This window comes from Micromonospora sp. NPDC049240 (assembly GCF_040647835.1).
Lineage (GTDB): Bacteria > Actinomycetota > Actinomycetes > Mycobacteriales > Micromonosporaceae > Micromonospora.
On sequence record NZ_JBEZCX010000039.1, the window covers coordinates 1 to 12,303 of the forward strand.

Annotated in this window: 12 protein-coding genes; 8 read left to right on the plus strand and 4 right to left on the minus strand. The window is 73.1% G+C overall.

Annotated elements, in window-relative coordinates; translation table 11 throughout:
* Positions 1–577: 577 nt before the first annotated feature.
* Positions 578–823 carry an SCO4848 family membrane protein gene (locus AB0B02_RS31610; RefSeq protein ID WP_281934207.1) on the minus strand — a complete coding sequence of 82 codons (246 nt, stop codon included), beginning with the start codon at positions 821–823 and terminating at the stop codon, positions 578–580.
* 137 nt (positions 824–960) lie between these two features.
* Between AB0B02_RS31610 and AB0B02_RS31615 the strand changes: the two genes are divergently transcribed.
* Together AB0B02_RS31615 and argS are read left to right on the plus strand one after the other, a co-directional pair.
* Positions 961–1,404 (plus strand): PRC-barrel domain-containing protein, encoded by a 444-nt coding sequence (locus AB0B02_RS31615; protein ID WP_281934206.1) that lies wholly within the window; start codon positions 961–963, stop codon positions 1,402–1,404.
* A gap of 309 nt (positions 1,405–1,713) precedes the next feature.
* The gene (gene argS, locus AB0B02_RS31620) at positions 1,714–3,432 is read left to right on the plus strand and encodes an arginine--tRNA ligase (RefSeq protein ID WP_357306714.1); all 1,719 of its coding nucleotides are present in this window, start codon (positions 1,714–1,716) and stop codon (positions 3,430–3,432) included.
* A 10-nt stretch (positions 3,433–3,442) separates the two neighbouring features.
* On the opposite strand, the gene AB0B02_RS31625 is transcribed toward argS, so the two are convergent.
* Positions 3,443–3,808 (minus strand): VOC family protein, encoded by a 366-nt coding sequence (locus tag AB0B02_RS31625; protein WP_281934203.1) that lies wholly within the window; start codon positions 3,806–3,808, stop codon positions 3,443–3,445.
* Between the two features lie 90 nt (positions 3,809–3,898).
* Between AB0B02_RS31625 and AB0B02_RS31630 the strand changes: the two genes are divergently transcribed.
* Together AB0B02_RS31630 and AB0B02_RS31635 are read left to right on the plus strand one after the other, a co-directional pair.
* A complete protein-coding gene (locus tag AB0B02_RS31630; protein ID WP_281934201.1) occupies positions 3,899–4,264 on the plus strand; it encodes an alpha/beta hydrolase in 366 nt (121 codons plus the stop codon).
* Between the two features lie 197 nt (positions 4,265–4,461).
* Entirely contained in the window at positions 4,462–7,143 is a 2,682-nt protein-coding gene (locus AB0B02_RS31635) for an IPT/TIG domain-containing protein (RefSeq protein ID WP_281934199.1), read from the plus strand.
* A 53-nt stretch (positions 7,144–7,196) separates the two neighbouring features.
* Here the strand turns inward: AB0B02_RS31635 and AB0B02_RS31640 are convergent, their stop codons facing one another.
* Positions 7,197–7,478, minus strand: a complete 282-nt coding sequence (locus tag AB0B02_RS31640; protein WP_281934197.1) for a hypothetical protein — start codon at positions 7,476–7,478, stop codon at positions 7,197–7,199.
* Positions 7,479–7,526: 48 nt separating this feature from the next.
* Positions 7,527–8,669 carry a glutathione-independent formaldehyde dehydrogenase gene (locus AB0B02_RS31645; RefSeq protein WP_281934195.1) on the minus strand — a complete coding sequence of 381 codons (1,143 nt, stop codon included), beginning with the start codon at positions 8,667–8,669 and terminating at the stop codon, positions 7,527–7,529.
* 324 nt (positions 8,670–8,993) lie between these two features.
* Between AB0B02_RS31645 and AB0B02_RS31650 the strand changes: the two genes are divergently transcribed.
* From AB0B02_RS31650 to AB0B02_RS31665, 4 genes are all read left to right on the plus strand, one after another.
* Entirely contained in the window at positions 8,994–9,413 is a 420-nt protein-coding gene (locus tag AB0B02_RS31650) for a TOBE domain-containing protein (RefSeq protein ID WP_281934193.1), read from the plus strand.
* 34 nt (positions 9,414–9,447) lie between these two features.
* Positions 9,448–10,236, plus strand: coding sequence for a molybdate ABC transporter substrate-binding protein (gene modA, locus AB0B02_RS31655; protein ID WP_281934190.1), 789 nt, complete (start codon positions 9,448–9,450; stop codon positions 10,234–10,236).
* Between the two features lie 62 nt (positions 10,237–10,298).
* Positions 10,299–11,072, plus strand: a complete 774-nt coding sequence (locus AB0B02_RS31660) for an ABC transporter permease (protein WP_357306727.1) — start codon at positions 10,299–10,301, stop codon at positions 11,070–11,072.
* Complete coding sequence (locus AB0B02_RS31665; protein ID WP_357306724.1) at positions 11,069–12,133, plus strand: ABC transporter ATP-binding protein; 1,065 nt, start codon at positions 11,069–11,071, stop codon at positions 12,131–12,133. Before AB0B02_RS31660 ends, AB0B02_RS31665 begins: the two co-directional genes overlap by 4 nt.
* The last annotated feature ends 170 nt before the right edge of the window (positions 12,134–12,303 follow it).

A 12,303-nucleotide genomic window follows, 5' to 3' on the forward strand; every position in this document is an offset into this window, starting at 1 on the left:
TGGCTTATCAAGCACCCTGTTGAGTTCTCAAAGAACAACCACACACCACACCGGAAACCCCCACCAGGAGGCCCCCGACCCGGGGCATTTCGTTCACATCCCCGCCGCTCTCGCGCCGGGCACTTTTACTACGTTACCTCACCGTCTCCGCCGTGTCAAACCGTGTGTCCCGGTCTGTCGTGCTTCGTACGGGTTGGCGCCCGGTGAACCCGCGCAGCGGTGACCGCTGCACTTGATCATCGGATTTGGCAGGCCGGCCGCTGCGGTTTCCCGCAAGCTCGCCCGGTTCCCTGCCGGTCGACAACCTTACCCGGTCGGTTCCGCTCCGCCAAATCCGCCCTGCGGCGTTCCGGCGAGCCCCTCCCGGACCGCGTCCTCGCGGGGTGGTGAGACCCCGTTCGGACCCGGTGCCTGCGTGGATCGGTGCGTCGGGCTTTCATCCCGTTTGCCCCGTTCCGCGCTGGCAGAGAGAAAGTTACGCGTCTGCGGGTTTGATCGTCAAATCCGGGGGTAGCGTCCCGCGTCACATCATCACCAACGAGCTATCTGCCCAGTTCAGCGCGCTCAACGCGCCACCTCACCGGCGGCGGGTCGCCAACCAGCCGCGTACGCCGAGGACGCCGGCCGTCGTTCCGATCGCCAGCGACGCGGCGATGAGCAACGCGTGCACCCAGAGGAAGCCGGTCGGATCGCCCGCCCCGACGGTGCCGGCGGACCAGGCCCGCGGGTCGTTCCAGATCGCGACCGCGAACCTCGGCCAGATCACCCAGGTCCACACCCCGACCCCGACCAGGAACAACGACCAACCACGCGACAGAACCATGGTCGGCCAGTATGCCAGCGGCCCGACCGCCGAGACCGGCGATGCGGCCCGCCCGGTGCCGGCGCGGCGCCCGGGTTTCACCGGCCGCCGCCAGGGCACTGTTCCCGGTGCCGAGACGACACCGCGGAGGTGCCAGCATGAAGCCGTTCAGTCCGTGGGCCTGGCGCGATCCGTCCGCGCTCGCCGGGGGCTACGACCAGACCCGCCCGGGCGACGTGCCGCGGCAGCGCTCCGAGGGGTCGGACGAGGGCGTCGACGCGCCCGGCCCGGGCACCCCGATCGACCTGACCCGTTATCGGGTGGAGGCGACCGACGGGCGCATCGGCACGATCGACAAGGCGAACGAGGAGGCCGACGCCCGCTACCTGGTGGTGGACACCGGGCCCTGGATCTTCGGGAAGAAGGTGCTGCTGCCGGCCGGCACCGTGGCCCGGGTCGACCACCTGGACCGGGTCGTGCACGTGGACCGGACCCGGGAGCAGGTCAAGGATTCTCCGGCGTTCGACCCGGACGACTTCGCGCGCGCCGACTACCGGGAGCGGGTCGGCACCTACTACTCCGAGAGCTACCGGCAGGGCTGAGCGCTACCGCGGGGCCGCCGCCACACCGGCCTGACGACCGGGTACGCCGACGGCCGGTCCGGGTAAGCGATTGCGCCGACCCCGGGCCGGCCGGTTACGCTGCGGGCATGAGCAGTTCGCAGGCGTACCCGACGGCGTCCCCCGACGTCCGGCTCGGCGCGCTGCGACGCCGGCGGTCCCGCGACCGCCTGCGCTGAGCTTTTTCTCCTGCGACCGGCGGATCGAGCCGCCGGTCCTCGTCGATCGTCCTCGCTCCGCCGCCTCCCGTCCGGTGATCCGCGCGGCGGATCGAGCGAGATCGGCGTACCCATGGATCTTGAGAAGTTGTTGACCGACCGGCTGGCGCCGGCGTTCGCGGCGGTGGCCGGCGAGCCGGTGGACCCGGTCGTGCGGCGCTCGCATCATGCGGACTTCCAGTCCGACGCGGCGCTCGCGCTGGCCCGGCGGCTCGGCCGGCCGCCGCGGGCGATCGCCGAGGAGGTACGGGAGCGCGCGGAGCTGGCCGACCTGTGTGCGTCGGTCGAGGTGTCCGGGCCGGGCTTCCTCAACCTGACGGTGGCCGACCGGGCGCTCGGCGCGCTGGTCTCCGCGCTGGCCGCCGACCCGCGGCTCGGGGTGCCGGTGGTCGCCGGGCCGGAGACCGTGGTGGTCGACTACTCGGGGCCGAACGTGGCCAAGGAGATGCACGTCGGCCACCTGCGTTCGACAGTGATCGGGGACGCGGCGGCCCGGTTGCTGGAGTGGTTGGGGCACCGGGTGCTACGGGCCAACCACCTCGGCGACTGGGGGACGCCGTTCGGCATGTTGATCGAGCACCTGGTCGACCTGGGCGAGGCCGGCGCGGCGCGGGAGCTGTCGATGGGTGACCTGGACGCGTTCTACAAGGCCGCGCGGGAGAAGTTCGACGCGGACGCGGCGTTCCGGGACCGGTCCCGGCTGCGGGTGGTGGCGTTGCAGGGCGGGGACCCGGCGACGCTGCGGCTGTGGCGGCTGCTGGTGACGCAGTCCGAGAGCTACTTCCTGACCGTGTACGAGCTGCTCGACGTGACGTTGTCCGAAGCCGACTTCCGGGGCGAGAGCAGCTATCACGACCTGCTCGCGCCGACCGTCGACGAGTTGGACCGGCTCGGGTTGCTGCGGCGCAGCGACGGCGCGGACTGCGTGTTCCCGCCGGGTTCGGTGGGGCGGGACGGCGAGCCGCTGCCGTTGATCGTGCGCAAGTCCGACGGCGGGTACGGCTATCCGGCGACCGACCTGGCCGCGCTGCGGCACCGGACCGGCACGCTGGGCGCGACCCGGCTGCTCTACGTGGTCGGGCTGCCGCAGCGGCGGCACTTCGAGATGGTCTTCGCGGCCGCCGCGCAGGCCGGCTGGCTGGCCCCGCCGGCCCGCGCCGAGCACGTCGGTTTCGGGTCGATCCTCGGGCCGGACGGGCGGATGCTGCGCAGCCGGGCCGGTGGCTCGGTGAAGCTGGTCGGCCTGCTGAACGAGGCGGTGGAGCGCGCGACCGCGTTGGCGCGGGAGCGCAACCCGGAGCTGGGAGACGCGGAGGCGGCCGAGGTGGGACGCGCGGTCGGCATCGGCGCGATCAAGTACGCCGACCTGGCCGGTGACCGGCGCAAGGACTACGTGCTGGACTGGGAGCGGATGCTGTCGCTGGACGGCAACACCGCGCCCTACCTCCAGTACGCGTACTCCCGGATCCGGTCGATCTTCCGGCGCGCCGGCGTGGCGGCGCCGCCCGGCGCGGACGTCGCGCCGGTCGAGCCGGCGGAGCGGGCGCTCGCGTTCGAGCTGGTCGGTTTTCCGGCGGTGGTCGACGCGGTGGCCGGCAGCCTGGAGTTCCACCAGCTCGCCGGGCACCTGCACCGGGTGGCGGTGGCGTTCAGCGCGTTCTACGAGCGGTGCCCGGTGCTGCGGGCCGACGGGCCGGTGCGGGAGAGCCGGCTGGCGCTGTGCGACCTGACAGCGCGGGTGCTGGGGCAGGGGTTGTACCTGCTCGGCATCCGCACCCCGGAGCGGCTGTGAGCGGGCCGGGTCAGCGGGCCGGCCAGGACTGCACCTCGACCAGGTTGCCCTCGGGGTCGCGCAGGTAGGCGGAGCGGACGCCCCAGCCGGAACGGTCGGCGGGTTCGGCCACGACCGTCCCGGCGGGCAGCGCGGTGACGGTGGCGTCCACGTCGGGCACCGGCACCACGACCAGCACGCCGCCGTCGCCCCGCCCGACCGGGAGCACCGCCTCGGCGGCCCGCCGGCCGAGCAGCGCGAGCACGGTTTCGCCACCGGCGTCGAAGCCGGCGTACTCGAACTCGTCGACCACCTTCTCCGGCTCGCCGAGCAGGGCGGTGTAGAAGGCGAGGGTGGCCGGGAAGTCGTCGGTGACGATGCGGGGATGCACGCTCATGGTCGGACCCTAACGGGCCGGCGTCTCCGGGAAGGCCCGTCAATAACCGCTTCAGCGACAGTGCCGCCCGGCGCGCGGACACCGGCTAGCGTGGCTCGGGACCGGACGAGAGTCCTCGACTCCGGCGTCGACCTGCTGGTCGGCAAGTCGCTGGGCAGTTTCGCCACCCCGCTCGCCGCCGATCGGGGCATCCCGGCGGTCTGGCTGACCCCGCTGCTGCACGAGCCGGCCGTCCGCGAGCCGTTGAGCCGCATCACGTCGCCGTTCCTGCTGGCCGGCGGCACCGGTGACGCGAGCTGGGACGGTGCGGTGGCGCGCCGGCTCAGCCCGCACGTGGTGGAGGTGGCCGGCGCCGACCACTCGCTGATGGTGCCCGGCCCGCTGGCCGGCTCCGCCGAGGCGCTCGGGCGGGTCTGCACCGCGGTGGAGGAGTTCGCCCGCGACGTCGGCCGCTGACCCCGCGCCCCGGTTGCTGACCGATCGGCCGGCGACGCCGACCCGACCGTCCTGATCGGAGAAACGGGTTCCGTCGATGCCGGCCGCCCGTGCGATCCTTCCCTCGCGGGTGCTCATCGTGTCGCCCGCAGTCATCACGGGGGAGGACCGTCATGCGTGCCCACGCGCGCGCTTTTCGGCGTATTTTCACCATTGCCATGACCATTGCGGTCGGCTGCGGCACGGTGGTCGGCGGGCACGCCGCCCCGGCCGCCGCCGACGCCGGCGGGCCGACCGCGCTCACCACCGCCGGGCAGGACTGCGCCCCGACGGCACCGGGGCCCTACCTGAGCCCGGAGCGGCTCAACGACGCGCACGCCGTCGTGATCCAGGGTTCCTGGAGCACGACTCCGCAGAGCCCCGACCCGCAGGCCGACTTCCAGGTGTGGGACGTCACCAAGCCGGACGAGCCGCAGCAGTGGCGCGACGCGGTCGACCAGCGGAACAACCGGGTCTACGTGCAGCTCGAGGACCCCGCGCGCCAGCTGGACGGCGTCACGTACGCCTGGCGGGTCCGCGTCCTCGACGGTGACGTCACGTCACCGTGGAGCGACACCTGCCACTTCACCCTCGACCGCACCGGCGGGCCGGCGCCGGCCGTCGCGTCGGCGAAGTACCCGACCGGGGACTGGGACAACGCCGGCGGCGCGGTCGGCGACACCGGCAGCTTCACCTTCACCTCGGCCTCCGCCGACACGGTGAGCTACCAGTACCGGTTCTCGGGCGAGAGCGAGCAGGACTCGACCGTCCCGGCGACGAGCCTCGGCGGGCCGGCGACCGTCACCTGGACGCCATCGGACGCGGGCCACCAGTCGGTGGTCGTGTACGCCGTCGACCGCGCCGGGAACTGGTCGGAGCGGAACGTCTACGAGTTCTGGGTCCGGGAGACGCGGCCCTCCGTCTTCTCCGCCGCCTACCCGGACTGGGGCACCAACCTGGACTACGGCGTCGGCGTGCCCGGCGCGTTCGAGTTCACCGCCAACGTCCGGGGCACCGAGTCGTTCGCCTGGCGCATCGACGACGACGGCCCGTCCGGCTCGATCGCGGCCGACGCCGACGGCAGGGCCACCGCGATGATCGCCCCGACCCGGACCGGGCGGCAGACGCTGTACGTGCGGAGCGTCACCGGTGACGGCACGACGCACCCGGAGCGGGCCTACACGTTCGTCGTGGACAACGCGCCCCGGGTCACCGGCGACGTCGACCGGGCCGCCATCATCGGGTCGTCGCTCCGGTTCCACCTGGCCCCGCGCATGCCCGACGTCGAGTCCTACCTGTACTGGCGTCGCGACTACAACGGGAACGAGCCCGACCAGAAGACCGTCCTGCCGGCCGGCGCGGACGGCACCGCGGACCTGACCTGGACCGCCACCAACCAGAACATGAACACGCAGGCACTGCTGGTGCAGAGCCGCAGCGGCGACGGCACCCTGTCCGACCCGAGGTTCATCTCCATCTCGGTGTGGGACGCCAAGCCGTGGGTGACCCGGACCGGCGGGGAGGTGGTGGGATCGACGGCCAACTTCACGGTCGGCACCGAGATGGCGAATCCCGTGGAGTACGAGGCGGTCCTCAACAACGACCCGACCACCCGGCAGGTCGTCCCGGCCGCCGCCGACGGCAGGGCGACGTTCCGCTTCACGCTCACGAAGCGCGGATACACGTGGGTGACGGTGGTCGCCCGGAACGCGGCCGGCATCCGGACCGGCGAGGGCAGCACCACCTGGTCGGTCACCGACTCCCCGGTGGTCGTCTCCACCGACTTCCCCTCGTCGGGCTCCGGCCGGATCGCGCCGGGCACGTTCACGTTCAAGCCCCGGCAGCCCGGCGCGGTGACGTACGCGTACCAGGTCGCCGGCGCCGAGGGCACCGTCGCGGCGGCGGCGGACGGCACCGCGACGATCACCTGGACGCCGCCGGACTCGGGCTACCACACGCTGTACGTGAAGAGCCTGACCGCGGCCGGCGTCGAGTCGTTGCAGACCTACTACTCGTTCTACGTGGCACCCGACCCGCTGACCGTGACGTCGGTGTCGCCGACCTCGGTGGCGGCCGGCGGCGTGCGCACGATCACCGTCACCGGCACCGGTCTCCGGTCGGAGCACCAGGTCACGGTCACCCCGGCCGGTGGCACGGCGCTGACCGCGACGGTGCAGAGCGTCTCCGCCGACCACCGGACCCTGACCGCCGAGGTGGATCTGACGTCCGCGGCCGTGGGCAAGGCGTCCGTCGCGGTGCGGCCGGACGACTGGAGCGACCCGGTGTCGCTCGCCGACGCGTTCTCGATCACCGGATCGCAGGCCGTCCGGTCGGTGACGCCGCCGGCCATCACCGGCACGGTGGCGGTGGGGTCGACGGTCCGCGCCTCGACCGGGCAGTGGACTCCGACCGCCACGGCGTACACCTACCGGTGGGCGGCCGACGGCGTCGTGATCAGCGGAGCGACCGGTTCGACGTACGTGATCCCGGCGTCCCGCCTGGGCAAGCGGCTGACCGTGACGGTCACCGCGACCAGGTCCGGCTACTCGCCGGGGCAGGCGACGTCGACGGCCACCGCGCCGGTCGCCAAGGGCGCGGCGCCGCAGGCCACCGTCAAGCCGACGATCACCGGTACGCCCCGGGTCGGCCAGACCGTGCAGGCCGGCGTCGGCACCTGGACGCCGGCCGCCGACTCGTACCGCTACGAGTGGCGCGTGGGCGGGGTGGTGAGCGGCACCGCCAGGACGCTGAACCTGACGGCGGCGATGCGCGACAAGGCCGTGACCGTGACCGTGATCGCGGTGAAGGCGGGCCACCTCGACGGTCGTGCCACCAGCGCGCCGGTCACGGTCCGGGCGTAGCGCGGCCGGCAGTGGTCACCCCGTCGTCCGGTGGGACGGCGGGGTGACCCCGGTCAGCGCTCGATGATCGCGCCCTTCTCGTCGATGCCGTGGGTGCGCCAGTAGACGTCCCACTCGTCGTCGACGTGCTGCGGGACCTTGCCCTCCGGGTAGCGCACGTACGGCGTGGTCGGCTCCTGTCCGTCCGGGAAGCAGGCGCTGCCGCCCTGCCCGCCGACCGCGATGGCCGGATACTCGCCGTCGGCGCAGATGGCCTCCTCGAAGGAGCAGCCGGCGGTGAGCATCAGGCCGCTCAGGGCGACCCCGGCCAGGGCGATCAGAGTTCGCGTTCGCATGGGGAGAATTCTGGCCGCCTCGGCCGGGGCTGCCATCCGTACGCGTACTCAGTCGTTGGGGTGCAGCAGCACCTTCGTCCAGCCCTGCTCGCGCCGGTCGAAGTGCCCGTACGCCTCGGGCGCCTCGGCCAGCGGCAGCTCGTGCGAGACCAGGAACGACGGCCGGGCGCGGCCGGCGATGATCAGGTCGCGGAGCTGTCGGTTGTAGCGCATCACCGGGGCCTGGCCGGTGCCCATCCGCTGGCCCTTGGTGAAGAACGTGCCGTACTGCCAGCCGATCCGGCCCTCCCGCGCCCGCTTGTCCGGACCGTTGGGGTCCTGCGGCACGTAGACGCCGACCACGCCGATCCCACCGGTGGAGCGGACCACGTCGACCAGGTTGTCCAGCACCAGCTCCGGGTGCTCCTCGCCGGACGGGTCGTGGGCCTGGTAGCCGACCGCCTCCACGCCGCAGTCGGCGCCCACCCCGTCGGTGGCGTCCATGATCTGCCGCACCGGGTCGCCCTCGCCGAAGTTGACCGGAACGGCACCGATCTTCTCGGCCATGGCCAGGCGGTCCGCCTCCTTGTCGACCACGAACACCCGGTCCGCGCCCTTGATCAGCGCGCTGTGCGCGGCCATCAGCCCGACCGGGCCGGCGCCGAACACGGCGACCGTGTCACCGGGGGCCTGCCCGGCGAGTTCGGTGCCGTGCCAGCCGGTCGGGAAGATGTCCGACAGCATGGTGAAGTCGTTCTCGTGCTCGGTGCCCGGCGGCAGGCGCAGCAGGTTGACGTCCGCGTACGGCACGCGCAGGAACTGGGCCTGCCCGCCGTCGTACGGGCCCATGTTGGCGTAGCCGTAGGCCGCGCCGTCGATTCCCTCGGTCGGGTTGGTGCGCAGGCAGAAGCTGGTCCAGCCGTGCAGGCAGTTGCGGCAGGTGCCGCAGGCGATGTTGAACGGCACGGAGACGCGGTCACCGACCTTGATCCGGGTGAGCGCGTCGCCGACCGCCTCCACCACGCCCATGTTCTCGTGGCCGAGGATCTTGCCCGCCTCGACCGAGGTGCGTCCCTCGTACATGTGCAGGTCGGAGCCGCAGATGTTGGTGGTGGTGATCCGGATGACCGCGTCGGTGGGGGCCTGGATGGTGGGGTCGGGCCGGTCCTCGACGGCGACGTCACGGGGACCGCGGTACACGAGAGCTTTCACGGTGGGTCTCCACATCTTTCGGAGGCAGGTCAGCCGAGGGCGCGGAGGGGGTCGAACCCGACCTCCTCGGCCCGGACGGCCTGCCGGATGAGTTCCTTCGGCCCGAATCCCTCGCTGGCCAGCTTGTAACCGATCTGCATGGCCTCTCCGACTCCACGGAACCTGCTCCTCTTTCCGACCTTTCCACCGGGGCTCACCGGAAGCAGTCAGAACGGAAAAAAAATTCTCTGCGCGGCTTTTGCGAGGGCCTGTGTTTTCCAGCGCCGCAGAAGCGAGGGTAAAAGGCGGTTCCTCCCGGCAGGTGCCTAGCGGTAGGGTGCCGGCGTGACGGTGTTCCGGATCGGGGAGGCGGCGGAACTGCTCGGCGTCAGCGCGGACACGGTGCGCCGCTGGGTGGATGCCGGCCGGCTGCCCGCGTCCCGCGACGAGCAGGGCCACCGGGTGATCGACGGCGTGGAACTGGCCGGCTTCGTCCGCGAGCAGGCGGGCGGGCCGGACGGCCGGGCCGAGGAGTCCTCGGCGCGCAACCGCCTGCGGGGGATCGTCACCGCGGTCACCAAGGACACGGTGATGGCCCAGGTGGACATCCAGGCCGGGCCGTTCCGGATCGTCTCGTTGATGAGCCGGGAGGCGGTCGAGGAGCTGGGCCTGCGGGTCGGGTCGGTCGCGGTCGCGGTGATCAAGTCGACCACGGTGGTGGTGGAGCGGTCCACCCCGGCGCATCGGCCACGGCCGGGCGCGTGAGCGCGGCCGAGTGAAACACGGGGAGGAGAGCCTGATGGGGGCACGTATGGTGCGCGCCGCGCTGGCCGGGGTGACGGCGCTGACGCTGGCCGGCTGCGGTGGCGGCACCGGCTCCTCGCCGGCCGGCTCGACCTCCGGTTCCGGCGTGACCGGAACGGTGACGGTGTTCGCGGCGGCGTCGCTGACCGAGTCGTTCACCCGGATCGGCGAGGACTTCGAGACGGCCAACCCGGGCGTGACGGTGCGGTTCAACTTCGCCGGCAGTTCCGCGCTGGCCAACCAGATCAACCAGGGCGCGCCAGCGGACGTCTTTGCCTCCGCCGCGCCGAAGAACATGCAGGCGGTCACCGATGCCGGCAACGGCGACGGCTCCCCGGCCACGTTCGCGCGCAACCAACTGGTCATCGCGGTGCCCAAGGGCAACCCGAAGCGCATCGCCGCGCTGGCCGACCTCACCCGGCCCGGGCTCAAGGTGGCGCTCTGCGCCGAGCAGGTGCCCTGCGGCGCGGCGGCGACCCGGGCCCTGAGCGCCGCGCGGGTGCCACTCCGGCCGGTGACGCTGGAGCAGGACGTCAAGGGCGCCCTGTCGAAGGTGAAGCTCGGCGAGGTCGATGCCGCGCTGGTCTACCGCACCGACACCAGGGCCGCCGCCGACGACGTGGACGGCGTGGAGTTCCCCGAATCCGCCGGCGCGGTCAACGACTACCCCATCGTGGCGCTGAAGAACGCGCCCAACCGGTCCGGCGCGCGGGCCTTCGTCGCCTACGTGCGATCCGACCGGGGCACGGCAGTCCTGACCAGTGCCGGCTTCCAGGCGCCGTGACCTCGACCGAGGCACCCACCGCGGCCCGGGGCGGGCCGCCGCGCCGCCGTCGGGCACAACGGGTGCCGGCGGCCCTGCTGGTGCCCGCCCTGGTGGGCCTGCTGTTCCTGGTGCTGCCGCTGGCCGGGCTGGTGGTCCGCGCGCCGTGGGCCAGCCTGCCGCAGCGACTCACCGAGCCCGGCGCGCTGACCGCGCTCCGACTCTCGGTGCAGACGGCCACCGTCGCCACGCTGGTGTGCCTGCTGCTCGGCGTACCGCTGGCCTGGCTGCTGGCGCGGGCCCGGTTTCCCGGCCGCCGGTTGGTCCGCGCGCTGGTCACGGTCCCGCTGGTGCTGCCGCCGGTGGTCGGCGGGGTGGCGCTGTTGCTGGTGTTCGGGCGTCGGGGCCTGCTCGGCGGGTGGCTGGACGCCACGTTCGGTTTCACGCTGCCGTTCACCACCACCGGTGTGGTGGTCGCCGAGGCGTTCGTCGCGATGCCGTTCCTGGTGATCGCCGTCGAGGGTGCGCTGCGCGGGGCGGACACCCGCTACGAGGAGGCCGCCGCCACACTCGGCGCCGGACGCTGGACCACGTTCACGCACGTCACGCTGCCGCTCGTGGCACCGGGCGTGGCGGCCGGAGCGGTGCTGTGCTGGGCGCGGGCGCTTGGTGAGTTCGGCGCCACGATCACGTTCGCCGGCAACTACCCGGGCGTCACGCAGACCATGCCGCTTGCGGTCTACCAGACCATCGAGGGCGGGGACCTGGACGGCGCGGTCGTGCTCAGCCTGGTGCTGCTGACCGTGTCGGTGGCGATCCTCGCCGGCCTCCGGGACAAGTGGATCACCAGCGCATGAGCCCCGCCCCCGTCGTGGACGCGCACCTGGTCGTCGACCGGGGCGCCTTCCGCCTGGACCTGCCGCTGCGCATCGACGCCGGCGAGGTGGTCGCCCTGCTCGGCCCGAACGGCGCCGGCAAGACCACCGCCCTGCGCGCCCTCGCCGGCCTGCAACCGCTGAGCGCCGGTCACCTGGCCCTCGCCGGGCAACCCGTCGACCGGCCCGACCGGAACCTCTGGACACCTGCGGAGCGGCGCCCCATCGGCGTGGTCTTCCAGGACCACCTTCTCTTCCCGCACCTGAGCGCGCTGGACAACGTGGCTTTCGGGCCGCGACGCCACGGCGCGGACCGGCGCACCGCGCGGCGTCGGGCCGCCGGCTGGCTCGACCGGGTCGGGCTGGGTGACCGGGCGCGCAGCAGGCCCCGGCAGCTCTCCGGCGGGCAGGCCCAACGGGTCGCGCTCGCCCGCGCGCTGGCCGTCGACCCGGTGCTGCTGCTGCTCGACGAGCCGCTCGCCGCGCTCGACGCCCGGACCCGGCTCGACACCCGCGCCGAACTGCACCGGCACCTCGGCGACCATCCCGGTGCCACGCTGCTGGTCACCCACGATCCGCTCGACGCGCTCGTCCTGGCCGACCGGCTCGTCATCGTCGAGGACGGTCGGGTCGTGCAGGACGGCGACGCCGCCGACATCACCGCGCGGCCCCGCACCGACTACGTCGCCCGGCTCGTCGGCCTCAACCTCTACCGTGGCACCGCCGACGGCCGGACCGTCCGGGTCGGCGACCGGCTCACCCTCACCGTCGCCGACCCGCTGCACGGCGACGCGTTCGTCGCGTTCCCGCCGTCGGCCGTCGCCCTGCATCCGAGCCGACCCGACGGCAGCCCGCGCAACGCCTGGGCCGCGGTCATCGCCGGGCTGCAACGCCACGGCGACAACCTCCGCGTGCAACTGGACGGTCCGATCACGGTGGCCGCCGACGTCACGCCGGCCGCCGCCGCCCACCTCGATCTGGTGCCCGGCCGGTCCGTGTGGGCCGCGGTGAAGGCCGCGGAGACCCGCGCCTACCCCGCCTGAGGTACGCCGAGGGCCGGCCTCCCGCGTGGGGAGACCGGCCCGTGACGAGCAGCCGGAAACCGTCAGCGTTGCAGGGTCAGCAGACCCGGGCGGTACGGCAGCAGGCCGTAGTCGCCGCCGGAGTTGGTGGCTCGACCCTGGTAGAGCAGTTGCAGGTTGCAGGGGTCGAC